Below are 25867 nucleotides of genomic sequence, written 5' to 3'. Positions count from 1 at the left end.
CGCCGGCGGGCGTGCACGCGCCGGCGCACCCTGAACGAATCCCGAGAGCGCTGGAAAGGAGCGTCATGTCCGCATTGCAGCAATACCTGCCGGCCCTGTTGCGCGGCGCCGAGGTGACGATCGTGCTCGCCGTGCTGTCCGTCGGGCTCGCCGTATGCATCGGCATGGCGGGCGCGATGGCCAAGCTGTCGGGCTCGCGTGTGCTGGTGTCCGCCGCCACCGCCTATACCACGCTGATTCGCGGCGTGCCGGAGTTCGTCATGATGTTGCTGGTGTTCTACGGCGGCCAGATCCTGTTGAACCGGCTGTCGGCCGCCTTCGGCCTGCATGCGCCCGACGTCGATGCGTTCGCCACCGCGGTGCTGACGATCGGCTTCATTTTCGGTGCGTACTACACGGAGACGTTCCGTGGCGCGATCCTCGGCGTACCGCGCGGCCAGATGGAGGCGGCGCGCGCATACGGATTCTCGGGATGGCTCGCGTTTCGCCGCATCCTGTTTCCCCAGATGGCGCGGCTCGCATTGCCCGCCGCCGTGAACAACTGGCTGGTGCTGCTCAAGACCACGGCGATCGCGTCGCTGATCGGCCTGCACGACGTGATGTTCATCTCCGACCAGGCCGGCCGCACGACCCGGGCGCCGATGACGTTCTATCTCGCCGCCTGCGCGGTGTATCTGCTGGTGACGTCGGGGTCGACGGCGTGCGCGGCGCGTGCGCGCGTGCGCCTGAACCGCGGCATGCGAGAGGGGAGGCTGCACGGATGAGCCATGAACAATGGATCTCGCTGCTCGGCGCGTATGCCGGCGGGCTGTGGGTCACCGTGCAGCTGACCGTGGGCTCGCTGGCACTCGGGTTGCTGCTCGCGATTCCGCTGGCCGTATTGCGCGTGTCGCCGAACCGCTTCGTGCATGGTTCGGTGGCGGTCTACACGTGGTTCATGCGCGGCACGCCGTTGCTTGCGCAACTGATGATCGTCTATTACGGATTCGGCCAGTTCCAGTGGGTCCAGGACGCGTGGCAGCGCGGCAATCCGCTGCTCTTGCTGCTGCGCGATCCGTTCGGGTGCGCGATGATCGCGCTCACGGCGAATACCTGTGCGTATACCGTCGAAATCCTGGCAGGGGCGATCCGCGCCACCGCCTACGGCGAAATCGAAGCGGCGCAGGCCTACGGGATGTCGCGTGCGACCGCATGGCGCCGCATCGTGCTGCCGTCGGCGCTGCGCCGGTTCCTGCCCGCCTACAGCAACGAAATCATCCTGATGCTGCACGGCACGTCGCTCGTCAGCGCGATCACGCTGATCGACCTGACGGGCGCCGCGCGGGATTTCTACGCGAACTACTACGCACCGTTCGAGGCGTTCATTTCCGTCGGCACCGTCTATTTCGCGTTGACCGGGCTCGTCGCGCTGCTGATCCGGGCAACCGAGCGGCGCTGGCTCGTCCACCTGCGGCCGCTGCCGCTTTCCACGCTTGCGCAATCGCGGAGCAACGCCACATGAATGCACTGTCTGTCGAAAATCTCCACAAGCGCTACGGGGACAACGAAGTCCTGAAGGGCGTCTCGCTGGCAGCCAACCCCGGCGACGTGATCAGCGTGATCGGCTCGTCGGGATCGGGCAAGAGCACGCTGCTTCGATGCATCAATTTTCTGGAGTCGCCTTCGTCGGGCCGCGTATCGCTCGGCGGCGGCGAGGTGCGGACGTCGGTCGACCGCAGCGGCCGGATCAGGATCTCGGATCCCGCCCAGCTGCGCCGGATGCGCACGCGGCTTGCGATGGTGTTCCAGCATTTCAATCTGTGGGCGCACATGACGGTGCTGCAGAACGTCGTCGAGGCGCCGTTGCACGTGTTGAAGCTCGGTCGCGCGGAGGCGCGCGAGCGGGCGGAGCGCTATCTCGAGCAGGTGGGCATGACGCGCTTCGCCGATGCGTATCCGGCGCACCTGTCCGGCGGCCAGCAGCAGCGCGTCGCGATCGCACGGGCGCTCGCGATGGAGCCCGACGCGCTGTTGTTCGACGAACCGACTTCGGCGCTCGATCCGGAGCTGGTCGGCGACGTGCTCAAGGTGATGCGCGATCTCGCACACGAAGGACGCACGATGATCGTCGTCACGCACGAGATGGGCTTCGCGCGCGAGGTGTCGAACCACGTCATGTTCCTGCACCAGGGCGTGGTGGAGGAGGAAGGCCATCCGCGCAACATCTTGAAGACGCCGAGAAGCAGCCGGTTGCAGAAGTTCCTGTCCGGCGGGCTCAAGTAGTGCGATCCGGCGGCCGATCCGGGCCGGTGCCGCACACGGAAGACACGACCATGGAAGAGACTCAACCAGGAAGGTACTCATGCACACGCTGAAGCAGAACGACATCGATCATGTCCTTCATCCGTATACGAACCTGAGCCGCCACCGCGACGTCGGGCCGATGGTGATCGAGCGCGGCGAGGGCGTCTACGTGTACGACACGGAAGGAAACCGCTACATCGAAGCGCTGAGCGGCCTGTTCTGCGCGTCGCTGGGGTTCAGCGAACCGCGGCTGGCCGACGCGGCGGACCGGCAGATGCGCAAGCTGCCGTTTTATCACGCGTTCGGTCATAAGTCGTCCGAACCGTCGATCCTGCTGGCCGAGAAACTGATCTCGATGGCGCCGGTGCCGATGTCGAAGGTGTTTTTCGCGAACTCGGGTTCGGAAGCGAACGACACCGCGGTGAAGCTGATCTGGTATTACAACAACGCGCTCGGGCGGCCGGTGAAGAAGAAGATCATCGCGCGCACGCGGGCGTACCACGGCGTGACGATCGCGTCCGCGAGCCTCACCGGCCTGCCGAACAACCATCGCGATTTCGACCTGCCGATCGATCGCGTCCTGCATACGGACTGCCCGCACTACTATCGTCACGGGTTGCCCGGCGAATCGGAGGAGCAGTTCGCGACGCGCTGCGCCGAGTCGCTCGAGCAACTGATTCTGCGCGAAGGGCCCGAGACGATCGCCGCGTTCTTTGCCGAGCCGGTCATGGCGTCGGGCGGCGTGATCGTCCCGCCGGCCACCTACATGGAAAAGATCCAGCGCGTGCTGAAGCGGTACGACATCCTGCTCGTGGCCGACGAAGTCATCTGCGGGTTCGGTCGCACCGGCAACATGTTCGGCTCGGAAACCTTCGGCATGCAACCCGACATGATCGTCGTCGCCAAGCAGCTGTCGGCCGGCTACCTTCCCATCTCGGCGCTGATGGTCAGCGATGCGATCTATCGCGCGCTCGTGGCCGAAAGCGAGAAGATCGGCACGTTCGGCCACGGTTTCACGTACAGCGGCCATCCCGTTTGCGCGGCCGTCGCGCTCGAGACGCTGCGCATCTACGACGAAGACGGTGTGCTCGACCACGTGCGCAGCGTGATCCCGCACTTCCAGCAGCGCGTGGCCGATCTCGCCGCGCATCCGCTCGTGGGCGAGGCACGCGGGTCCGGGCTGCTCGCGGCCGTCGAACTGGTCGCCGACAAGGCGACGAAAGCGCCGTTCGCGCCGTCCGAAGGCGTGGCGATCCATGCCGGAGAGCGGGCGCTGACGTACGGCGTGATCACACGGGCGCTCGGCGATACGTTCAATTTTTGCCCGCCGCTGATCATCACGCACGACGAAATCGACCAGTTGTTCGATGCGTCGAAACAGGCGCTCGACGACACGCTCGCGTGGCGCCGGTCGCTGACCGCACGCTGAATCGGGAGAACACCATGAGGAATTTCGAACAACCGGGCCGCTCGCTCGTGATGTCGACCGAAGCGATGGCCGCGACGTCGCATCCCGCATCGACGCTGGCTGCCGTCCGGATCCTGGAATCGGGCGGCAACGCGATGGACGCGGCCATTGCCGCGTGCGCGGTGCAATGCGTCGTCGAGCCCGGCTCGACCGGCATCGGCGGCGACTGCTTCGCGCTCTATTCCCGCGGCGGCGGCGACGACATCGTCGGCTTCAACGGGTCGGGCTGGGCGCCGGCTGCCGCCAGCGTCGAGCGGCTGCGCGCGCTCGGCGTCACGTCGATCGATCGCCATTCGCCGCACGCGGTGACGGTGCCCGGTGCGGTCGACGCATGGGCGACGCTCGCGCGCGATCACGGCTCGCTGCCGCTCTCCGCATTGCTCGCGCCGGCGATCCGGCTCGCGCGTGACGGCTATGCGGTCGCGCCACGCGCGGCGGCGGACTGGGCGCATCAGGCGCAGTTGCTGTCGCTGGACGACACCAGCCGCGCGCAGATGCTGGTTGCCGGGCAGGCGCCGCGGGCGGGCAGCGTGCATCGGCAGCCGCTGCTTGCGCGCACCCTCGAGACGATCGCGCAAGCGGGCCCACGCGTGTTCTACGAAGGCGTGGTCGCGGAGGATATCGTGGCCCGCCTGCGCGCCATGGGCGGTCTGCACACGATGGACGACTTCGCGGCGTTCCATGGCGAATACGTGACGCCGATCACCGCGCGCTTTCGCGGCTACGACGTGCACGAGTGCCCGCCGAACGGGCAGGGCGTCGTCGCGCTGCTGCTGCTGAAGCTGCTCGAAGGCTTCGATGCGAACGACGATCCGCTCGGCGCCGAGCGCCTGCACCGGGAGATCGACGCCGCGCGCGTCGCGTATGCGCTGCGCGACGTGCTGCTGGCGGATCCGCGCTATCGGCCGATGGACGTCGATACGCTGTTGTCGGATGCGTCCATCGAGTCGCTGCGCAAGCGCATCGCGGCGCTGCACGCCCTCGGCGCGCCGGTTGCGGCGCCGGTGGAGCACAAGGATACGGTCTATATCTGCGTGGTCGACAAGGATCGCAACTGCGCGAGCTTCATCAACTCGCTGTTTCATCCGTTCGGCAGCGGCATCATGTCCGCGCAAACGGGCGTGATGCTGCACAACCGCGGCCAGAGTTTCACGCTGGAAGCGGGCCACCCGAATGCGATCGCGCCGCATGCGAGGCCGATGCATACGATCATTCCGGGCATGGTGACGCGCGACGGCAAGGTGCAGATCACGTTCGGCGTGATGGGCGGTCACTATCAGGCGATGGGGCATGCGCACTTCCTGTCGAAGGTGCTCGACTACGACCTGGACCTGCAAACGGCGATCGACCTGCCGCGCATCTTTCCGCGGCCGGGCACCGATCAGGTGGAGGTCGAATGCACGATGCCCGCGGCGGCGCGCGAAGCGCTCGCGCGACGCGGCTTCAATCTCGTGGCGCCGAACTGGGCGATCGGCGGCGCGCAGGCGATCCGGATCGACTGGGAGGCCGGCACGCTGATCGGCGCGTCCGACCATCGCAAGGATGGTTGCGCACTGGGCATCTGACACGGGCGCCCGCACTGTCGGCACACGAAAAAGGGGGGTGACGCATCATGCAGAAGCAGTCAGTCGTGCGCGGAGACGGCGCGATCCGCCGCGAATCGCCATACGGTTCGTCGAAGGAGAACACCTACGCGGGCGTGGTGTCGTTCATGCGGCGCCTGTATACGAAGGAGCTGGCCGGCGTCGATCTCGCCGTGACCGGTGTGCCGCTCGATATCGCGACGACCAACCGTCCGGGCGCGCGGCTCGGCCCGCGCGCGATCCGCGCGGCCAGCAGCCAGCTCGGCGTCCTGCTGCCGTATCCGTGGGGGATCAACCCGTTCGACGACTATGCGGTGATCGACTACGGCGACTGCTGGCTCGACGTGCACAACCCGTCGACCGTCAAGGAAGCGATCATCGCGCATGCGCGCACGATCCTCGATGCCGGTGCAAGGATGCTGACACTCGGCGGCGATCACTACATCAGCTACCCGCTGCTCGTGGCCCACGCGGAAAAGTACGGCAGGCCGCTTTCGCTGATCCATTTCGACGCGCACTGCGACACCTGGCCCGACGATCAGCCGGACAGCCTCAATCACGGGTCGATGTTCTACAAGGCGATCAAGGACGGGCTGATCGATCCCGCCCACTCGGTGCAGATCGGCATTCGCACATGGAACGACGATTTCATGGGCGTGCCGGTGCTCGATGCGACGTGGGTACATGAGCACGGCGTGAACGCGGCCATTGCACGCATCGTCGAGATCGTCGGCGCGCGGCCGACCTATTTCACATTCGACGTCGACGGGCTGGATCCGGCGTTCGCACCGGGAACCGGTACGCCCGTGCCGGGCGGCCTGTCGAGCGCGCAGGCGCTGTCGATCATCCGCGGGCTCACGTCGGTCGACCTGGTCGGCGCGGATGTGGTCGAGGTCGCGCCTGCCTACGATCATGCGGACATCACCGCGCTTGCGGCCGCGCACGTGGCGAGCGAGCTGGTCTGCCTGTTCAGGCATCGCGCTCGCACGGTGAGGTAGGGCTCAAAGGGGGCGCCGGCGATTCACGTAGTCGGTGAGCCCTGGTAGAGAACGGCATCGATATCGCGCATATCAATTCGTTATCCGAATCGAATGAAGAATGATGTCGGAATGACGTCAATCAGATGGATCAACCACGCAACGACGGGAGAGCACGGCAATGAAATGGATCGCATCGACCACACTCGCATGCGCGGCCGGCATGTGCGGCAATGCATTTGCGCAAAGCTCGGTCACGCTTTACGGCGTCATCGACGAATCGATTCAGTACACGCACAACACCGGCGGCGCCAGCAACCAGGTCAAGCTGCAGTCGGGACAGATGTCCGTCAGCCAGTGGGGGCTGAAAGGCAAGGAGGATCTCGGCGGCGGCCTGAGCGCGCTGTTCAACCTGCAGAACGGCTTCAACGTGAACAACGGCAAGATGAGTTCCGGCCTGCTGTTCGGGCGCAAGGCGTTCGTCGGGCTGGCGGGCGGATTCGGCACGGTGACGGCCGGGCGTCAGCAGGATACGTTGCAGGATCTGGTGTTACCGGTACAGGGGAACAATTTTCTCGAGTACTTCACGGCGCCCGGGGACGTCGACAACGCCGACGGCTCGGTCCGCAACAGCAATGCGGTCAAATGGGTGAGCCCGTCGTGGGGCGGGCTGCAGGTGGCCGCGATGTACGGGTTCGGCGGCGTGGCCGGTTCGGTCGGCTCGGGCCAGGCGTATAACGCGGCGATGTCGTACACGGCCGGGCCCTTGACCGTCGCCGCCGGCTATGCGCATCTGGACAACGGTAACGCGGTGCTGTCGACGCGCGACGCAAGCAGTGCCGATACGATTTTCCTGTCGCCGGTCAATAACGCCTATGCGACGGCGAGTGCGGTGAATATCGCGCGCGCCGGCGTGAGCTACGTGCTCGGCGCGTTCACGCTGGGCGGCCACTACAGCTATGCGGAGTATTTGCGCGACGGAAATTCGACGTTCGGCGCGGCCGAGCGCTTCAACAACGGCTCGGTGTTCGTCGCGTGGCAGGCGTCGCCGGCGCTGTTGTTCGAGACGGGTTACAACTACCTGAAATCGCACGGCGATTCGTCGGCGACGTACCAGCAGGTCACGCTCGCGGCGGACTACGCGCTCAGCAAGCGCACCGATCTCTATGCGACGATGAGCTACGGGCACGCGTCGGGCAGCAACGGCGCGGGCCCGGCGCAGGCGGTGATCGCGGACGCGTATGTCGATGGCGGCAAGGCGACGCAGGAACTGGCGATCGTCGGCATTCGCCACCGCTTCTGACCGCATGCGCCGTGCGTCATGGCAGCGGCGCGCCCCACGCCGCTGTCACGTCGCCGCCGAGCCGCCATTCGACGAACGGGCGGCGCGGCGCGATGATCGCGGGCAGGCGGCGATCGTGAAAGCGCGCGTAGTACGGTTCGACCCAGCTCAGTTCGTCGCGAAACGTCCACGGAAACAGGTCCTGCTTGATCGGCGTGATCTTCCTGAAACTCGCGGGATCCTGCACCGCATCGATCACGAGGTTCGCGAGGCGGCCGATCGCGCCGTCGTTTTCGCGGTAGAGATCGATGTTGCGCCGCTGCACGAGCTCGGCGGCGAACACGAGCGGCAGCAGCGCGAAGGTGTGATAGTGGAGTGCGCGGTCGCCGCGCTTGACCTCGCGCTCGAGCGACCCGTCCGGGCGGATGTCGCGAATGCCTTCGCGTACCCGCAGCAAGCCGGAATCGATCAGGCTGGCATTGTCGGTGACGGTGCCGATCGCGATCAGGTCGAGCCCTGCCCAGTACACGAGATTGTTGTGCAGGTGGTTGATCGCCTCGGCATTGCGCGTCGCGATCGCGATGCGTTCGAGCCATGGGTCGATCGCGTTGAATGGCGCGCGGTTCGCTTCGCGCAAGCCGCGCGGCATGCGCAGGATCACCATCGCGAAATCGGTGCCGGCCCACGAGCGTTCGTAGTAGCCCTGATAACCGGAGATATGGCCCATCAACGCATCCGATTGCGCCCAAGTGTCGAGCAGCGTCAATGTGCACGACCAGTCGCCGTGATCCGCCGCGGCGTTCAGCTTCGCGACGAAGTCGCGCATCGGCTTCACGTCGCGCGCATAACCGGTGGGGTCGTCGTAGTAGCCGGGCGGATCGATCGTCCGCACGGGGGCGGGCACTTCGCATGCGCGGCTGGCGGAGGCCGTGCCGACGAGTGTACCGACGGCGAACAGGACAGCGAACAAGGCTCGAACGGAAACGGTGCGCATGAGGTGCTCGACGAGGACGTTTCGGGTTGGACGCGGGACCGCGAGCAGTCTAGCGCCCGAGGCTTTCGCCCGGCTTTCCGGGACGAGCCGCCGCCGGTCCGGTCCGGCAGGCCGTCGGTGCGATGCATGGCGGTCGCGGCGGCTTCACGTGCGATGCAATACGTTATTCTGTCGTCCTCAACCGCCAGCCCGATTCGATGAAGCGTCCTTCGTTTTCCACCCAACTCGTCATGCTCTGGGCAGTCGTCGCGGCGCTGTGCGCGACGCTGGTCGCGGTCGTCTGGGTCACGGCGAGTTCCGCCGAGAGTCAGCAGGTGGCCAGCGCCAAGGCCGCCGGCGCGTCGGCATGCGAAGCGGTCGCGTCGCGTTACGGCGCCTCTACCGCGTCGGCGGCCGGCGGGCCTGCCCCGGAGCTGATGCATGCGATCCTCGACATCGTGCTCTCGCGTGCCCCTGACATGGAGGGCGGGTTCTGGATGCCCTCCGCCGCACCCGCCGCGAGCGGCTTTCTCGCCTATTCCTTTCCCACTTATCAGGGCAGCGGCGTCAAGCACGATGTTCCGGAAGCGGAAACGCCGCTGATCCTCCGCACGCTGCGTGCCGCGGTCGCGACGCATGCCGCGACGGCGAACGTCGTCGAAGGCGCGCAGGACGCCGTGATCGCGGCGGCCTGTCCGGTACGCGGGGGATCGGGGCTGTACGTATGGATGCTGACCCGTGCGCGCCCGCCGCTGGGCCGGCACGGGGAATTGCTGGCAACGGGCCTGGCGGCCGTGCTCGCCGTGATTCTCGCGATCGCGGCGGCGCTGGCCGTGGCGCTGCGCCGCTGGAAGCGCAATCTCGCCCGGATCGAAAGCGGGCTGGGCCCCGACGGTCGCGAGCATCACCTGCCGTACGTCGGCGAACCCGATCTCGATCGCGTCATCGATGCGTTCAACGAGCGGGCGCGGCGCGCTGATCAACTGCAACAGCAGGCCGACGAGCTCCGTACGCGCCTCGCGCAGGCCGAGCGTTTCGGCATGCTGGGCAAACTCGCCGCGCAGGTCGCGCACGAGATTCGCAATCCGATGGGTGCGATGCGGCTGAAGGCTGAAAACGCGCTGGCCGGCGATGGCCGGCGGCAGCAGGACGCGCTGCGCGTGATCCTCGCGCAGATCGAGCGCATCGATGCGCAGTTGTCGAGCCTGCTCGCGCTGACGCAGCCGGTGCGCCCGCATGCGACACGCGTCGACGTCGACGCGTGGCTCGCGCAGGTCGTCGAAGCACACCGCGAGCTTGCGCAGCAGCAGGCGATCGACTTGACGTTGTCGCTCGCGGGGCAGGGCGAGCGGCTCGCGTGGCCGTCGGATTTTCCCGCCTTCGATCCCGACCAGATGCGGCGGGCGCTCGACAATCTGTTGCTCAACGCGTTGCACCACGCGGGCGACGGCGGAGCGGTCACGCTCGCCGCCGAGCGGCGTCCGATCGCCGGGCGCGACTGGCTGTGCATCACCGTGTCGGACAGCGGCCCCGGCGTGCCGGCCGCGCAGCGCGAGCGGATTTTCGAGCCTTTCGTGACGGGGCGCGCGGACGGCACGGGTCTCGGTCTTGCCGTCGTCCGCGAAGTGGCGGCGGCCCACGGCGGGCAGGCGCGCCTCGACGAGGGCGCCGCATTCGTGATTGAAATTCCATGGCAAACATCCTCGTAGTCGACGACGACGCGGCATTTCGCGACGGCCTCACCGAAACACTGGCCGATCTCGGTCATCGGGTCGTCGAGGCCGCATCCGGCCGGGCCGCGCTGAGCGCGCTGCGCGACGGTGGCGGTATCGAATGCATCTTTCTGGACTTCCGCCTGCCGGATCTGGACGGGCTGGCCGTGCTCGCGCAACTGCGCGACGATCCGGCGCTCGCCGCGATTCCGGTCGTCATGCTGACGGCCCATGCGACCAGCGACAACACGATCGAAGCGATGCGGCTCGGCGCATTCGATCACCTGACGAAGCCGATCGGGCGTCGGGACATCGCGCAACTGCTCGAACGCGTCGTATCGGCGAATCAGCCGCCCGCGCTCGCGCCGGAGGACGGCGGTTTTGCAGGCGAGCCTTCAGCGGACCGACCGCGACTGCTGGGCGTGAGCGCCGCGATGCGCGACGTGCAAAAGCAGGTCGGCCGGGCCGCGATGACCGATGCGACCGTGCTCGTGACCGGCGAGACGGGCACGGGCAAGGAGGTGGCGGCCCGCGTGCTGCATGCGGCATCGGCGCGGCATGCAGGGCCGTTCGTCGCCGTCAACTGTGCGGCCATCCCGGCCGATCTGCTCGAAAGCGAGTTGTTCGGGCATCGTCGCGGCGCGTTCACCGGCGCGCATGCCGATCGCGCGGGGCGCCTCGTCGAGGCCGACGGCGGGACGCTCTTCCTCGACGAGATCGGCGACATGCCGGCCGCGATGCAGGCCAAGCTGCTGCGGGCGCTGCAGGAGCGCGAGGTGACGCCGCTCGGCGCGGATCGCACCACGGCAATCGACATTCGCGTCGTGGCCGCGACGCACCGCGACCTCGCCGCCGCCGTCGCGAACGGCACGTTCCGCGAGGATCTCTTCTATCGGCTGAACGTCATTCCGCTGCACCTGCCGCCGCTCGCGGATCGCGTGGCCGACATCCTTCCGCTGGCTGCGCATTTCCTGCGCAACGCGGCAGGCATGCGGTCGTTGCATCTGACCAACGACGCGCAGCGCGCACTGCTCGATCACCGCTGGCCCGGCAACGTGCGGGAACTGCGCAACGTGATGGAGCGCGCGGCCGCGCTCGCCCCCGGGCCGGCCGTCAGCGCGGCCGATCTCGGTTTGGCCGCCGTGCCGGCGCGCCAGTCGGGCGCCGATGCGGTTCCGGCCTACCTGCTCGACATGCTGCTGCCCGATGCGCTGGCGACGGTCGAGCGCGCGGCGATCCTGCATGCGCTCGAGCGTGCGAACGGCAATCGCGCGGAGGCCGCGAGGCAACTCGGGATCGGCCGCCAGTCGCTCTATGCGCGCATGGCGAATCTCGGGATCGAGCGCGACGACTAGTAGGGCCGTTTCGACTGTCGGGATTGACGACACCCAGTGAAGCAACGTGTCGGGAAATCCGACATGTCCGGCGCGCTTCATCGTTCGGCCCTTGGCCACATGGGGCGCCGCGGGTTGGCACGGGTATTGCAAATATCGATGTATCGCAACCCGTCGCCCGAGCCCGTCATGAAGCTCACCCTGCCCGTCGTTCGCCGATCGTATCGCACGCTCTGCGTTGCCGCGCTCGTTGCCGTCGCAACGGTCAGCGTCGCGCAGGTGCCGCCGGCGCCGCGTGTGGAAGACCCGGCCGGCGCCATGCCGCCACCGCCGCCGCCGCCTCGGCCGCGCGCGCTTTTGCCTGCCGGCCCCGGCAACGACACCGCATCGGATGCGCTGGTTTCCGGCACGCTGTCGCGGCTGACGATCAATCCGGAAGGGACCGTCGACGGCTTCCTGCTGACCGACGGCACGCTCGTCCGTCTTCCGCCGCATCTCGGTTCGCAACTGGCGGCGCTCGTGCGAGCAGGCGAGCGCGTCACGGTCGCCGGCGAACGGCGCGGCGACGATGAAATCCGCGCCCGCGTGGTCCGCAACGACGGCACCGGAGCGTCGCTGTCCGATCGGCCGCCCGCGCCCGTCGCGCCCATGCCTCCCATGCTGCGCGGCGTCAACCTCGCCCGCTTGAGCGTGTCCGGCGTCGTGCGCCGCGTGATGCGTGCGCCGCGCGGCGAGCCGGACGGCGTGATGCTCGACAGCGGTGCGGTCGTCAAGCTGACCGTTCCGGCCGCCCGGCAATTCGGCGACTTGCTCGTACCCGGCGAGCGCGTGGCCGCCGTCGGCTACGGCACGCGCAACGCATACGGCGAAGCGCTGCAGGCGACGGCGTTCGGCGCGCCGGGTCATGTCGTGAATCTCTATGACGATGTCGCGCGCTGATCGCGCGGCGCTGTTCCGAAATCCATCGAAAGGAGTCCTGCCATGCATTGGATCGATCCCGCCTGCCTGCCCGAAACGCGCGGCCGCGTCACGCAGTTCCTGCTCAATCCGCACGGAGACATCGACGGCGTGATCCTGAACGGCGACCTGCAGGTTCACGTGCCGCCGCACCTGGGCCGCGAACTGGCGCGCCATATCGCGGTCGGCGACCGCATCCGCGTGCGCGGCGTCAAGCCGCGTCGCGCAGAGATGATCGCGGCCGTGCAACTGACCGGGCGCGACGGCGTCGACATCGTCGACGACGGGCCCGCGCACGCTGCGCCGCCGAAGCCGACGCACGCCGCTCGACAGCCGATGGAACTGAGCGGCGAAGTCGCGTTCGGGCTGCACGGCCCGAAAGGCGAGTTGAACGGCGCGTTGCTGACCAGCGGCGTCGCGCTGCGGGTGCCGCCGCATGCGGCTGAAGCACTGCACGATTACCTGCGTCCCGGTATCCATGTGCAGGCGTGGGGGCACGGCGTCGTCACGCCGCACGGCACGACGCTCGATGTGAGCGAGATCGCCGAGCTCGTCGATGCGGATGCCGAATGAGCGTGCGACGGTGACACGACCATGAGACCGGCGCGCGCGCTCGAATCGCTCAACTTCTTCCTGGCCGACGTGCAGGCGGGCCTCGGCCCGTTCGTCGGCGTCATCCTGCTGTCGCGCGGTTGGGGCGCCGATGCGATCGGCTCGGTCATGACGCTGGGCGGGCTCGCCGCGATGGCCGCGACGCCGCTGGCCGGCGCGCTCGTCGATGCGGTACGCGCGAAGCGGGCGCTGATCGTCGTGGCCACCGCCGCGACGGCGCTCGCGTCGCTGGCGATGATGTTCGTCCACGGCTATCCGGCGGTGGCGGCGTCGCAGATCCTGGCCGCGGTCAGCGGCGCGGCGCTCGCGCCGGCCGTCGCGGGCGTGACGCTCGGCATCGTGCGCCGGCAGGGTTTCGATCGGCAGTTCGCGCGCAACCAGATGGCGAACCATGCCGGCAACGTCGCCGGTGCAGCGCTCGCGGGATGGCTCGGCTGGCACGTCGGATTCGACGCGGTGTTCGCGCTCGTCGGCGCGTTTACGGTCCTCGCCATCGCGAGCACGCTCGCGATTCCCGGGCAGGCGATCGATCATGCGTGCGCGCGCGGACTCGATCCCGCCGGCGCCGCGCCGGGAACGGCGGCCGCGCATCCCGATGCGTTCGACATGGCGTCGACGTCGCGCGTCGGCGGCCTGCGCACGCTTGCCGAAAACCGGCCGTTGGTTTTGCTCGGCGCGTCGCTCGCGCTGTTTCATCTCGGCAATGCCGCAATGCTGCCGCTCTACGGGATGGGCGTCGTCGTCACGCATCGCAGCAACGCGAGCGCGTTCACCGCACAGACCATCGTCATCGCGCAGTGCGTGATGATCGCGGCGGCCTGGCTTGCGCCCCGGCTGATTCGCTCGCACGGTTACTGGCGCGTGTTGCTGTTCTCGTACCTCGTGCTGCCGGTACGCGGCGTGGTCGCCGCGGTGTGGATGAGCGAAGCGGGCGTATGGCCGGTGCAGGTGCTCGACGGCATCGGCGCCGGCCTGCAAAGCGTCGTCGTGCCCGCGCTCGTCGTTCGCCTGCTGCATGGCTCCGGCCGCGTGAATGCCGGGCAGGGCGCCGTCGCGACCGCGCAGGGGATCGGCGCGGCGCTCAGTCCCGTGCTGGGCGGCGTGCTCGCCCAGCACTTCGGCTATCCGGCCGCGTTCGTCGTACTCGGTGCCGTGTCGACCGGCTCGCTCGCGCTGTGGCTCGGTCATGCGCGCGCGCTGAGCAGCGTGTGCGGCAAGCCGGCCGACCTGTCGGCGACGTCGTCTTGAACGCCGTTTCGATTCTCATGCCTCTGTCGACTTGCTCATGAATCCTGTTTCGCTTGCCTGGCTGATTTCCGCGCTCGCCACCGCGGGCGTCATCACGCGCCCCTTCGGTTGGCCCGAGGCCACGTGGGCCGTGAGCGGCGCGCTGCTGCTCGTCGTGTTGAACTTGCTACCCGTCGCACAGGCGCTGGACGCCGTCGCGAAAGGCGGTGACGTGTACCTGTTCCTGACGGGCACGATGCTGCTGTCCGAGGTGGCTCGTCGCGAGGGGCTGTTCGACTGGGTCGCGACGCACGTCGTCAATCTCGCGCACGGTTCGCCCCGGCGGTTGTTCGCGCTGGTTTACCTGGTCGGTATCGGCACCACGGTGTTCCTGTCGAACGATGCGACCGCCGTCGTGCTGACGCCCGCCGTCTTCGCGGCCGCGCGCCGCGCGAAGGCCGATCCGATGCCGCTGCTGTACAGCTGCGCATTCGTCGCCAACGCCGCGAGTTTCGTGCTGCCGATTTCGAATCCGGCGAACCTGGTGCTGTACGGCGCGCGCATGCCGTCGCTCGGCGTATGGCTCGCGCATTTCGCGGTGCCGTCCGTCGTGTCGATCGCGTGCACGTTCGTCATGCTGCGGATCGTGCAGCGACGTGCGCTTGCCGGCCGTTGCGAGTCCGGGCTGCCGGTGCAGCCGCTGACGAGCGGCGGACGCATCGCGCTGGCGGGGATCGCGGCAACGGCCGTCGCACTGATGGTGGTGTCGGTCCTGGATCGCCCGCTCGGGTTGCCCACCGCGCTGGCGGGTGTCGTCACGCTCGCGTGCGTGCTGATGCGGGATCGTGCGGCGTGCGTGCCGATCGTTCGTGCGATTTCATGGAGCGTGCTGCCGCTCGTCGCGGGGTTGTTCGTCGTCGTCGAGACGCTCGACCGCACCGGCGCGGTGCGCGTGCTGGCGGAGCTGTTGCGCGAGCTGACGCAAGGCGGCGAACAAGCTGCCGCGGCCGCGGCGGGCGTCGCGGTCGCGCTGGCGTCGAACCTGATCAACAACCTGCCGGCCGGACTGATCGCGAGCTCGACGATCGACGCCGCGCATAGCCCGCAAGCGGTGATCGACGCGATGCTGATCGGCGTCGATCTTGGCCCGAACCTGTCCGTTACCGGGTCGCTCGCGACGATTCTGTGGCTTGCGGCGATCCGGCGCGAAGGGTTGAAGGTCGGTTTCGGCGAATTCCTCGCGGTCGGTGCGTGCGTGATGCTGCCGGCGCTGCTGCTCGCACTGGCCGCGCGGTTCGTGGTCGGCGGCTGACGCGCAAAGCCGGTCAGCCGCCGCGGCCGCCCTAGAACGAGTAGGCGAGCGAGGCGAACAGGCTGCGCGGCGCGCCCGGCGTGACCCACAGGCTGTTGTACGAGCTGACGTAGGTGGTGCGATTGAACAGGTTGTTCAGCACGACCGACGCACGCAAGTGCTTGTTGACCTGAAGGTAGCCGTTGAGCTGCACGGTCGCGTAGGCAGGCAGCTCGAAGCCGTCCTGCGTGTTGGCCGTGTTGCCGGCCCGGCGCCCGACATAGATCACGCCGGCACCGGCGCCGGCCTTGTCCGCGAACGGCAGCGTGGTCTCGTACATCAGCAGCGCGCTGCTGCTGAGCCGCGGAACGTCGACGAGTCGTGAGCCGGACGCCAGCACGGAATCGCGCGTGACCTCGGCGTCGACGTACGCGAAGTTGGCGATGCCGCGCAGGCCGTGGCCAAGGTCGCCGCTCCATTCGAATTCGACGCCGCGGCTGCGTACTTCGCCGGCCGCGCGCGAGAAGCCCGCATTCGCCGGATCGGCGGTCAGTACGTTGCGCTTGGTCACGTAGAACGCCGAGACGGTCGTGAGCCAGCGCGCGCCGGCCCATTTCGCGCCTGCTTCGTAGCCGTGGCCCTTCTCGGGATCGAACGCGTTGCCGTTGATGTCGGCGCCGTTGTTCGGCCGGAACGAATACGCGGTGTTCGCATACAGCGACCACGCGGGGCTCATTTCGTAGACGACACCGATACGCGGGCTCACCGCGGTCTGCAACTGGCTGGTCGTCACGCCCTTCAGGCGGTTGTCGATCGACTGGTGGAAGCGATCCCAGCGCAGCCCGGCCAGGATTTTCCAGTGCGGCCCGAATGCGAGCGTGTCCTGCGCGTAGACGCCCTGACCGTCGTCGCGTTCGAGCAGGTTGGTCGCGGTGCGCGGCGTCGGCGCGGGCTGGCCGTAGACCGGATCGAAGATGTCGATCGCATACGGCGCTGCGGCCGTCGGCGTGGAGCGCGTGACGAACTGGTCGTAGTTGAAGCGATACGCATCGACGCCCATCACAAGCGTATGGCCGATGCCGCCCGTGCGAAACGTGCCGGTCGTCTCGAGGCGGCCTTGCAGGTCGTTCGAGTGAAACGCGACTTGCCGGTAGCGGCGCCACAGCGTGCGGCCGTCCGGCTGCAACGCGAACGCCTCGGACGAGCGCCCCGACAGGTCGGTGTTGCGCTGCGCGACGCCGGCGTTGATCGACCAGGCCGAATCGATGCGATGCTCGAGCGTGAACTGGTGGCCCGTGTTGCGGACGTCGTAGTCGCCGTCGCGCGGCTCGCCGAGAAAGCGCGATGCGGGGATCACGCCAAGCTGGCCGTTGACCGCCAGCACGCCGCGATCGAGCGGCGCGCTCTGACGCGCGCTCTCGAACTCGTAGTGGAGCGTCGTGTCCGCGCCGATGTCCCACGTGAACGACGGCGAGAACAGGTAGCGTTTGCTCGACACCGTGTCGCGAAAGCTGCCGTTGTTCTCGTTCATCGCGACGAAGCGGTACGCCAGCGATTTCGTGACGGAGCCGGTCGAATCGAGGGTCTGGCGCAATGCGCCGTAGCTGCCGGCCGACACGCCGATCGTGTTCGCGCGTGCGAATTGCGGCTGCTTCGTCGTATAGCTGATGATCCCGCCTGGGTCGCCGCGGCCGTACAGCGCGGACGCCGGTCCCTTGAGCACTTCCATGCGCTCGAGGTTGACGGTGTCGCGCGGCACGCTCATGCCGCGGTTCCACGAAAAGCCGTTGACCAGGTAGTCGGTGCCGGACGTGTTGCCGTCGCCGGCGAAGCCGCGCACCGCGTAGTTGTCCCACAGCCCGCCGAAGTTGTTCTGGCGCGAGACGCCCGCGACCCAGTCGTAAAGATCGTCGCCGCGCGTCGCGGCCACGGTCTGGATCAGCTTCGTATCGACGCTGCTGACCGCGAACGGAATCTCCATCACGTCGGCCTCGCTGCGCGTCGCGCTCGTCGATTCGCGCGTGCGGAACGGCGCCGTCGCGCGTTGCGCGGACACCTCGATGGTGGGCAGCGCCGTTTCCTGCGCGTCGGCGGCGCCCATGCCGGCTGTGCCGACGACGATGGCCATCGGTGCGGCCGCCCAGTTCCTCCTGCTCATACCCCTCCTTTTTTGTGTGATTCGCGTTCGGGCACGGCGGGCGGCCTGGCGCCGGCATCTGTGTTCCAAACAGTACATTTGCGCGGCAATTTAATGCAAATGAGAGGCATTTGCAATCGTAATTTTGAGATTTGATGCGGGAAGTGAAACGGTGGGGCGCAAGGAGACGAGCGATCCGATGTGTGGGTTTCTTGAAATTCCGAATTGTGGGAAATTAATCGTGTTGCGGCTGGAATTGGGTGACGCCGTGGCCTCGTTATAGCAATGAAGTGGCGAGAAATTCAGCGTAAACGTCGACCTGCCTGGATCTCGAAAGTGAAATGGGTTGTTTGACAAATCCCGTAATTCGGGATTATAGTAAAAACACTTCAGCCAAACCCGTCGAGCATCCGCATGAACATCCCACAGTTGGACAGCGTGACCGAAGCAAGCAGCGGGGCGAGCGTCGTGCTCACCACGGCGCGAGACGCCGGCGTCGACGTCTGTTTCGCCAATCCCGGCACGACCGAGATGCCGTTCGTCGGTGCGCTCGACACCGTGGCGGGCATGCGCTCGATCCTCGGGCTGTTCGAGGGCGTGTGCACGGGCGCCGCCGACGGCTATGGCCGCATGGCCGGCAAGCCCGCGATGACGCTGCTGCACCTCGGGCCCGGCCACGCCAACGGCATCGCCAATCTGCACAATGCGCGCCGCGCCCGCACGCCGATCCTGAACATCGTCGGCGATCACACGCGCGAGCATCTGAAGTACGACGCACCGCTGACGTCCGACATCGAATCGCTCGCCCGCCCGGTGTCGGTGTGGTATCGCAGCGTGGCGCGTGACACGGACCTTGCAACCGATACGGCCGACGCGATTTCTGCTGCGATGGGCACGCAGCGCGGCGTCGCGACGCTCGTGCTGCCGGTCGATCTCCAGTCGGTCAAGGTGCGCGATGCGGCATCGCACGCCGTCGTTCGCCCGGCCGCGGTGTCGTTCGATGCCGCTCGGGTCGAACGGGTGGCCGATCTGCTGCTCAGTGGCCAGCGCGCCGTCCTGCTGATGGGCGCCCGCGCGCTGTCGGCGCGAGGGCAGCGTGCGGCGGCGCGCATCGCGGCGGCGACCGGCGCGACCTGCTTCAGCGAAACTTTTCCGGCGCGGGCGGAGCGCGGCGGCGGCCTGCCGGACATCGACCGGCTGCCTTATTTCCCCGAGCCGGCGCTCGCGGCGCTGGCCGGCCGGCGCGTGGTGCTGGCCGGCGCGCTCGCGCCCGTCACGTACTTCGGCTACGAAGGCATTCCGGGCGAACTCGCGCGGCCGGAGGACATCGTGACGCTCGCCACACCGGGCGACGCGGCCGACGATGCGCTCGAAGCGCTGGCGGATCGCATCGGCGCGCCGGAGCACGCCGGCGGCGTGCCAGTCGGGTGCTGGTCAATCGAGGACGGCCCGCTCACGCCGCAGGCCGTCGGCCGCGTGCTGGCGAATGCGTTGCCCGCCGATGCGATCGTGTCGATCGAGGGCGGTACGTGCGGCTATCCGTTCGTGACCGCCTCGGCGCGCGCGCGTCGCCACACCATCCTCACGAACACGGGCGGCGCGATCGGCCAGGGCCTGCCGGTGGCGCTCGGCGCCGCCGTCGCGTGCCCGGATCGCCGCGTGTTCGCGCTGCAGTCCGACGGCAGTGCGCAGTACACGATCCAGTCGCTGTGGACGATGGCGCGCGAGCGTTTGCCGATCGTGATGCTGATCGCATCGAACCGGCGCTACGGGATCCTGCAGACCGAGCTCGCGCGCAGCGGCCTGCCGGCCGACACGCCGCACGCGAGCCGCCTGACGTTGCTCGACGACCCGCCGATCGACTGGCTCGCGCTGTCGCGCGGCTATGGCGTGCCGGCCGAACGCGCGAGCACGACGCAGGCGCTGGCGCAGGCGCTCGAAGGCGCGCTCGCGCGCACCGACGGGCCGACGCTCATCGAAATGCAGTTGTCCTGATCGCGCAACGCGCTCCTTTCTTCAATCCCGACTCTCACCTTTCATCGACATGGATCTGCAACTGCACGGAAAAGCCGCGCTCATCACCGGCGGCAGCATGGGCATCGGCAAGGCGGTCGCGCTCGAACTGGCGCGCGAAGGCGTCAACGTCACGATCGCCGCGCGACGCATGGAACACCTCGAAGTCGCGGCCGCCGAGATTCGCGCGGCGCTCGCGCCGCTGGGCAGCGCGGCCGGCGCAATCCTGCCCGTCACGCTGGACACGACCGACATGGCGTCCGTCGAAGCGGCGATGGCCGCGAGCGTCGAGCGCTTCGGCCGGCTCGACATCCTGCTGAACGGCGCCGCGCACCCGGGCGGGCTCGTACGGGCCGAGCTGGAAAACGCCGACCCGCAGGGGCTGCTGCAGGACATCGATATCAAGGTGGTCGGCTACCTGCGTTGCGCGAAGGCGGCCGCGCCCTACATGCGGCGCAACGGCTTCGGCCGGATCGTCAATATCGGCGGCCTGACCGGCCGCGGCAGCAAGCAACTGTCCGGCATGCGCAACGTGGCGATCGTGCACCTGACCAAGACGCTGTCCGACCAGCTCGGCCCGTTCGGCATCACGGTCAACACGATTCACCCGGGCGTCGTCGAGACGCCGCACATCCACGAGCTCTACGAGAAGGAAGCGCAGAAGCAGGGGCTCACGGCCGCGGAGGTCGAGGCCAACTACGTGAAGGTCACGCCGATCCGCCGCGTGCTGCAGCCGGAAGAGATGGGGTGGATCGTCGCGTTTCTCGCGTCGCCGAAGTCCGGCTCGATCACCGGCGAATCGATCGGCTGCGACGGCGGGCTCACGCGCGGCATTTTTCTCTGACACAAGGAGCATTTCATGACCGCAACCGTACTGGTCGCCACGGCCGGGCAAGGCATCCTGCGCTCGAACGACGACGGCAAGACCTGGCATCGCCTCGGGCTCGCCGAGCCGATCGAGTTCGACGGGATCGTGCGCGCGCTCGCGGTGGATCCCGCGACGCCGTCGCGCGTCTATGCCGGCGCCGATTCGGGGTTGTGCATCAGCGAGGATGGCGGCGCGCACTGGTTTCGGCCCGAGAACCTGCTGAACGGGCAGACGGTCTGGTCCATCGCGATCGATCCGGCGAACCCGGCGGTGCTCTATGCGGGCACCGGCGCGCCGTCGCGCGCCGCGCTGTACAAGTCGAGCGACGCGGGCGTGACCTGGGCGAGAACGGCGCCCGAGTTCCCGGAGTTCTGCTCGGGCGTCAATCGTCCGCGGCTGCTGACGATCTGCGTGGACCCGGAAGACGGTCGCAACGTCTGGTACGGCGTGGAGGAGGGCGGCGCGTGGCGCAGCCGGGATGCCGGTGCGAGCTGGACGCGCGTGGACGGCCCGGGCAGCGCGATCCGCAACAGCGACATTCACGCGATCGCCGTGCTGCCTGCCACGCAAGGCCAGCCGAAGACCACGGTGCTGCTGACGGTCAACGCGGTGTACGTGAGCGAGGACGACGGCCTGACGTGGGACGGCAAGCAGTCGCGCGACCGCTTCGACGGGCTGTACTACACACGGACCGTCGTGCAACTGCCGACGCCGGACGGCGAACTGCTGATGGCGATCGGCGACGGCACGCCGGGCACCTGCAGCCGCATCTACCGCTCGGTCGATCGCGGCTACGCGTGGCGCGAGACGGACCTGCACACGCCGCCGAACTCCACGTTCTGGGCGTTCGGCGTCCATGCGGCCGAGCCGGCGCTCGTCTATGCGGGCACCAAGTACGGACACCTGTTCCGTTCGCGCGACGGCGGCCGGCACTGGACCAAGGAATGGCGCGATTTCAGTGAGATCACGGCCGTGGCGTGGACCCCGTTTGAAGCGCCGCTCGTGGCCCACGCGCAGTCGACCCACTGAGCGGAGCGAGCGATGACACCGTCCGATATCCAGCAATACGCCGAACGTGCGAACGCGAGCGGCCTGCCGCTGCCGATTCCGTGCGTGCAGCGCACCCACCTGTCGCTGTTCGTGCGCGATCCCGTTCACTCGAGCACCTGGTACGCCGAGGTGCTCGGCATGACGGAAACCGCGCGCGGCGAGCAGTGGGTGTTCATGTCGTTCGGCCAGAAGCACCACGATATCGCGCTGATTCGCGCGGCGTCCGATGCCGAACTCGGCACGATCGGCCTGCAGCACTACGGCCTCGAAATCGCCGGCGGCCTGACCGAATTGCGCCGCCTGTACGGGATGCTGATTCGCCGCCACGTGCCGATCGTCAAGATCACCGATCACAAGGTCGGGATCGGCGTGTATTTCACGGACCCCGACGGCAACCGGCTCGAATTCTTCTGCGAGACCGTCACCGACGACGAAGAGGGCAAGCGCGTGCTGCATCGCTACAACGCGCCGAGCGATCCTGTCGAGCTCGAGCCGTTGTTCGACTGAGTCGCTGCCTTTCAGTACGCATCATAGACATTTTATAAAGGAATACTGATGAGCAAGACCGCCAATTTCGAAGGTTTTCATATCCGCAAGTGGTACACGCAGATCGAGGACTCGCTCGCGAACGAATCCGGCCAGCTCGCGGATGGCGAGCCGCTGCGCAAGATCGTGATCGCAGCAGCCGTTCACAACCCGTATGCGGGGCGATTCAGCGAAAACCTCGACGATCTCGTGCGCCCGTCGCCCGCGCTCGGCAAGGAGTTTGCACGACGCATCGAGGAACTCGCCGTGGGCCGCGCGATCGAGAGCTACGGCAAGGCCTGTCTGGTCGGCTCGGCCGGCGAATACGAACACGGCAACGCGTTCCTCACGTCGATCTTCGCGGAGCCGATCCGGGCGGCGTTGGGCGGCGGGAAATCGTGGGTGCCGTCGAGCGGCAAGCGCGGCCCGATCAATACGGTGATCGACGTGCCGCTCGCGCACAAGGATGCGCTTTACGTGCGCTCGCACTACGACACGGTGACGTGCCTGTTTCCCGATGCGCCCAACGACGACGAAGTGCTGGTGATCTTTGCATTCGCGACGCGCGGCCGGCTGCACGCGCGGCTCGGCGGCCTGAAGGCGAGCGAGATCGTCGGTCGCGACGGTCTGGTCTGAGTGCGCATGCCAGCCGGGGAGCACATGATGAACACGGCATCCGCCAGGGATGGATGGGTCGACAACGATGGGCTGCGGCTGCACTTCGTAAGCTGGGGGCGCGACGATGCGCCGACCGTGGTGATGCTGCACGGCCTGCGCAGTTATGCGCAGACCTGGGCGCCCGTCGCCGATATGCTGGTCGACCGCTACCGGGTCGTCGCGCTCGATCAGCGCGGGCGCGGGCTGAGCGACTGGGATCCTCGCCGGGACTACTACGCGGCCGCCTACGTGCGCGATCTCGACGCGCTGGTACAGGCGCTCGACCTGCGACGATTCGTGCTGGTCGGGCACTCGATGGGCGGCGCCAATGCGTTCGTCTACGCGGCGGCACAGCGGGAACGGCTCGCGGGTCTCGTGATCGAGGACATGGGCCCCGGTGCGTCGGCCGGCTCGCCTGGTTCGGAGCGCATCAAGCGCGAGCTGCAGGACACGCCGGACGCATTCGCATCGTGGGACGACGCGCGTGCGTTCTGGCGGCGCCAGCGGCCGAACATCGCGGAATCCGCGCTCGATTCGCGTATCGCGCACTCGCTGAAAGAGGATGCGCACGGACGGATCGTGTGGCGGCACGACGCGGAAGGGATCGCGGCGGCCCGGCTGACCGCGACGCCGGAGCAACTCGTCCATCTGTGGCCGCTGGTCCTGAACCTGCACGTGCCCACGCTGCTGTTGCGCGGCGGTGACTCGGATTTCCTGTCCGCGGACGTGGCGGCCGAAATGGCGGCCGCCAATGCGGAAATCGAACGGATCGACATTCCCGGCGCGACGCATTACGTGCACGACGATCAGCCGGCTGCGTTCAACCACGCATTGCGCACGTGGCTCGATCGTCTCGACGATCCGGCGTGGCGCACGGGAGGCTGACGCATGAAAGCGAACAATCCGGAACGGACCTCGGTCGCGATCGTCGGCGCGGGCCCGAACGGCGTGGCGATGGCGAACCTGCTGGGCCTCTATGGCGTCGCGACGGTGATCGTCGAGAAGGCGCCGCAGATCGTCGAATTTCCGCGCGCGGTCGGTATCGACGATGAAGCATTGCGGATGTTTCAGACCGCAGGCCTCGCCGACGAACTGAGCCGCGACATCATCCAGAACGTGCCGCTGCGCATGTTCAAGGCGAACGGCGAATGCTTTGCCGACATCCGCCCGTCGAGACGCGAATTCGGCTGGTGGCGGCGCAACATCTTCATGCAGCAACTGGCCGAGCGGACGCTGCGCGACGGGCTGGCCCGTTATCCGCACGTGTCGCTGCGGACCAGCGAGGAAGTGGTCGGCGTGGAACAGGACGACGCGCGCGTCACGTTGCAGGTGCGCCGCGCGGACGGGCAGCAGTATGCGCTGGAGGCCGACTACGTGGTGGCGGCCGACGGCGGGCGCAGCCCGATGCGCGAGCTGCTGGGCGTCAAGCTGGCCGGCACGACGCATCCGATCAAATGGGTCGTGGTCGACGTGAAGAACGCGGGGCTCGACCAGCCGTGCACGGCGCTGAACTGCGACCCGCGCCGCCCGAACGTCTGCATCTATCTGCCGTTCAATTTCCGGCGCTGGGAGTTTCTCGTGTTCCCGCATGAGGACGAAGAGGCGATCGCGCAACCGGAGTCGATCCGCGCGCTGATCGCGCCGTACGTCGACGACGTCGATCGCATCGAGATCGTGCGCGCGCGAACCTATACGCACCATTCGCGCCTCGCCGAACGTTTCCTGGTCGGTCGCGTGGCGCTTGTCGGCGATGCCGCCCACCTGACGCCGCCGTGGGTCGGCCAGGGCCTGAATGCGGGCTTGCGCGACGTGGGCAATCTCGCGTGGAAACTGGCGGGCGTCGTCAACGGCACATTGCATCCCGGCGTGATCGGCAGCTACGAATCGGAGCGGCGCGACCATGCGAAGGCGATGATCGACCTGGCGGACACGTTCGGCGCGATGCTGATGCCGACCAACCGGCTCGTCGCGTTCCTGCGCGACTGCTTCCTCGGGCTCGCGCGGTATGCGCCGGGCCTGAAGGACTACATCCTGCAGATGCGTTTCAAGCCGATGCCGAGCTATACGCGGGGCATTGTGCTGCCGGGGGCTCCGGGCGATTCAGTCGGCAGGATGATCACGCAGCCCGACGTCGAAACGGCCGACGGCGTGCGCCGCAAGCTCGACGACGTGCTGGGCCCGTGGTTCTCGATCGTCGGCTGGCAATGCGATCCGCAGGCGTGCCTGAGCGACGACGATCGTGCGTACTGGGCGGCGCTGGGCGCGACGTTCGTCCAGGTCAGTCGTTCGCGCAGCGGCATCGGCCGCGCGCGGCGGGTGACCAGCACCCACGGCAGCACGTGCGTCGAGGATGTCGACAACGCGCTGGCGGACTGGTTCGACCGGCACGCCGGCCCGCTCGTGGTGGTGCGCCCGGATCGCTACGTCGCGGCGCAGACGGATGCCGTGGGCATGGCCCGCGTGAGCGCAGCCTTTCAGGCGTTCGCGCCGCGACAACCGGAGGAAGCACATGTTTGTTGAGCAACGCACCTACACGCTGGTGCCGGGCGGCGTCGCCGAATATCTGCGGCTGTACGCGGAATGCGGGCGCGCCGCGCAGGAGCAGGCGCTCGGCACGATGGTCGGTTGTTTTGCGACGGAAATCGGGCCGCTGAACCAGCTCGTCTATCTGTGGGCGTTCGAATCGCTGGACGATCGCGCCCGGCGTCGTGCGGTGCTGATGGCCGATCCCGAGTTCAGGACGTTTCGCGGCAAGGTCCGGCATCTGCTCGTCCGGCAGGACAACCAGATCCTCCGGCAGGAAATCGGCGGCCTGCTGCGTGCGCCGGCACCGGCCGCGTGATGCGACCGTCGCACTGTCCGGCTCATCGTGCAGTTTCTACCGAGGTATCCGTCTTGATCCCGTTTACGCCCCTGAC

23 protein-coding genes are annotated in these 25867 nt (G+C 67.8%); 21 read left to right on the top strand and 2 right to left on the bottom strand.

Features of this window, described 5'->3' with window-relative positions:
* Positions 1-65 precede the first annotated feature (65 nt).
* From AC5LXX_RS34930 to AC5LXX_RS34900, 7 genes are all read left to right on the top strand, one after another.
* Positions 66-764 (top strand): ABC transporter permease, encoded by a 699-nt coding sequence (locus AC5LXX_RS34930; RefSeq protein WP_493413744.1) that lies wholly within the window; start codon positions 66-68, stop codon positions 762-764.
* Positions 761-1501 (top strand): ABC transporter permease, encoded by a 741-nt coding sequence (locus AC5LXX_RS34925; RefSeq protein WP_493413743.1) that lies wholly within the window; start codon positions 761-763, stop codon positions 1499-1501. The genes AC5LXX_RS34930 and AC5LXX_RS34925 overlap by 4 nt, the downstream gene beginning before the upstream one ends.
* On the top strand, positions 1498-2262 hold the full coding sequence (locus AC5LXX_RS34920) for an ABC transporter ATP-binding protein (RefSeq protein ID WP_124455667.1): 765 nt from the start codon (positions 1498-1500) through the stop codon (positions 2260-2262). Before AC5LXX_RS34925 ends, AC5LXX_RS34920 begins: the two co-directional genes overlap by 4 nt.
* 79 nt (positions 2263-2341) lie before the next feature.
* Positions 2342-3712: an aspartate aminotransferase family protein gene (locus tag AC5LXX_RS34915; protein ID WP_493413742.1), complete on the top strand. Its 1371-nt coding sequence runs from the start codon at positions 2342-2344 to the stop codon at positions 3710-3712.
* A 14-nt stretch (positions 3713-3726) separates the two neighbouring features.
* A complete protein-coding gene (locus AC5LXX_RS34910; RefSeq protein WP_493413741.1) occupies positions 3727-5316 on the top strand; it encodes a gamma-glutamyltransferase family protein in 1590 nt (529 codons plus the stop codon).
* A 47-nt stretch (positions 5317-5363) separates the two neighbouring features.
* On the top strand, positions 5364-6332 hold the full coding sequence (speB, locus tag AC5LXX_RS34905) for an agmatinase (RefSeq protein WP_493413740.1): 969 nt from the start codon (positions 5364-5366) through the stop codon (positions 6330-6332).
* Positions 6333-6492: 160 nt separating this feature from the next.
* Positions 6493-7614, top strand: a complete 1122-nt coding sequence (locus AC5LXX_RS34900; protein WP_493413739.1) for a porin — start codon at positions 6493-6495, stop codon at positions 7612-7614.
* Positions 7615-7630: 16 nt separating this feature from the next.
* On the opposite strand, the gene AC5LXX_RS34895 is transcribed toward AC5LXX_RS34900, so the two are convergent.
* The gene (locus AC5LXX_RS34895; protein ID WP_493413738.1) at positions 7631-8587 is read right to left on the bottom strand and encodes a mannuronate-specific alginate lyase; all 957 of its coding nucleotides are present in this window, start codon (positions 8585-8587) and stop codon (positions 7631-7633) included.
* Positions 8588-8784: 197 nt separating this feature from the next.
* Between AC5LXX_RS34895 and AC5LXX_RS34890 the strand changes: the two genes are divergently transcribed.
* From AC5LXX_RS34890 to AC5LXX_RS34865, 6 genes are all read left to right on the top strand, one after another.
* Positions 8785-10275, top strand: coding sequence for an ATP-binding protein (locus AC5LXX_RS34890; RefSeq protein ID WP_493413737.1), 1491 nt, complete (start codon positions 8785-8787; stop codon positions 10273-10275).
* Positions 10257-11633: a sigma-54-dependent transcriptional regulator gene (locus AC5LXX_RS34885; protein WP_493413736.1), complete on the top strand. Its 1377-nt coding sequence runs from the start codon at positions 10257-10259 to the stop codon at positions 11631-11633. Before AC5LXX_RS34890 ends, AC5LXX_RS34885 begins: the two co-directional genes overlap by 19 nt.
* Before the next feature lie 168 nt (positions 11634-11801).
* Positions 11802-12551 carry a hypothetical protein gene (locus AC5LXX_RS34880; protein WP_493413735.1) on the top strand — a complete coding sequence of 250 codons (750 nt, stop codon included), beginning with the start codon at positions 11802-11804 and terminating at the stop codon, positions 12549-12551.
* A gap of 42 nt (positions 12552-12593) precedes the next feature.
* Complete coding sequence (locus AC5LXX_RS34875) at positions 12594-13142, top strand: hypothetical protein (protein ID WP_493413734.1); 549 nt, start codon at positions 12594-12596, stop codon at positions 13140-13142.
* A 21-nt stretch (positions 13143-13163) separates the two neighbouring features.
* Positions 13164-14429 carry an MFS transporter gene (locus tag AC5LXX_RS34870; protein WP_493413733.1) on the top strand — a complete coding sequence of 422 codons (1266 nt, stop codon included), beginning with the start codon at positions 13164-13166 and terminating at the stop codon, positions 14427-14429.
* A 37-nt stretch (positions 14430-14466) separates the two neighbouring features.
* Positions 14467-15720: an arsenic transporter gene (locus AC5LXX_RS34865; protein ID WP_493413732.1), complete on the top strand. Its 1254-nt coding sequence runs from the start codon at positions 14467-14469 to the stop codon at positions 15718-15720.
* Positions 15721-15751: 31 nt separating this feature from the next.
* On the opposite strand, the gene AC5LXX_RS34860 is transcribed toward AC5LXX_RS34865, so the two are convergent.
* Positions 15752-17857, bottom strand: coding sequence for a TonB-dependent siderophore receptor (locus tag AC5LXX_RS34860; RefSeq protein ID WP_493413731.1), 2106 nt, complete (start codon positions 17855-17857; stop codon positions 15752-15754).
* 393 nt (positions 17858-18250) lie between these two features.
* On the opposite strand from AC5LXX_RS34860, the gene AC5LXX_RS34855 reads away from it, so the two are divergent.
* Genes AC5LXX_RS34855 through AC5LXX_RS34820 form a run of 8 tightly spaced genes read left to right on the top strand, consistent with a single transcriptional unit; the run spans position 18251 to position 25791 of the window.
* Positions 18251-19831: an acetolactate synthase large subunit gene (locus AC5LXX_RS34855; protein ID WP_493413730.1), complete on the top strand. Its 1581-nt coding sequence runs from the start codon at positions 18251-18253 to the stop codon at positions 19829-19831.
* A 49-nt stretch (positions 19832-19880) separates the two neighbouring features.
* The gene (locus AC5LXX_RS34850) at positions 19881-20693 is read left to right on the top strand and encodes an SDR family NAD(P)-dependent oxidoreductase (protein WP_124455653.1); all 813 of its coding nucleotides are present in this window, start codon (positions 19881-19883) and stop codon (positions 20691-20693) included.
* A gap of 15 nt (positions 20694-20708) precedes the next feature.
* On the top strand, positions 20709-21746 hold the full coding sequence (locus AC5LXX_RS34845) for a WD40/YVTN/BNR-like repeat-containing protein (protein ID WP_493413729.1): 1038 nt from the start codon (positions 20709-20711) through the stop codon (positions 21744-21746).
* Between the two features lie 12 nt (positions 21747-21758).
* Positions 21759-22274 carry a VOC family protein gene (locus tag AC5LXX_RS34840; protein ID WP_493413728.1) on the top strand — a complete coding sequence of 172 codons (516 nt, stop codon included), beginning with the start codon at positions 21759-21761 and terminating at the stop codon, positions 22272-22274.
* Between the two features lie 48 nt (positions 22275-22322).
* Positions 22323-22928 carry an amino acid synthesis family protein gene (locus AC5LXX_RS34835; protein WP_493413727.1) on the top strand — a complete coding sequence of 202 codons (606 nt, stop codon included), beginning with the start codon at positions 22323-22325 and terminating at the stop codon, positions 22926-22928.
* Between the two features lie 27 nt (positions 22929-22955).
* Positions 22956-23834 (top strand): alpha/beta fold hydrolase, encoded by an 879-nt coding sequence (locus AC5LXX_RS34830; RefSeq protein ID WP_493413726.1) that lies wholly within the window; start codon positions 22956-22958, stop codon positions 23832-23834.
* Between the two features lie 3 nt (positions 23835-23837).
* A complete protein-coding gene (locus tag AC5LXX_RS34825; protein ID WP_493413725.1) occupies positions 23838-25469 on the top strand; it encodes a bifunctional 3-(3-hydroxy-phenyl)propionate/3-hydroxycinnamic acid hydroxylase in 1632 nt (543 codons plus the stop codon).
* Positions 25459-25791 (top strand): NIPSNAP family protein, encoded by a 333-nt coding sequence (locus tag AC5LXX_RS34820; RefSeq protein WP_493413724.1) that lies wholly within the window; start codon positions 25459-25461, stop codon positions 25789-25791. Before AC5LXX_RS34825 ends, AC5LXX_RS34820 begins: the two co-directional genes overlap by 11 nt.
* Positions 25792-25867: the final 76 nt, after the last annotated feature.

The organism is Burkholderia torrens (assembly GCF_984668525.1).
This window is presented reverse-complemented; position numbering and strand designations above follow the sequence as displayed.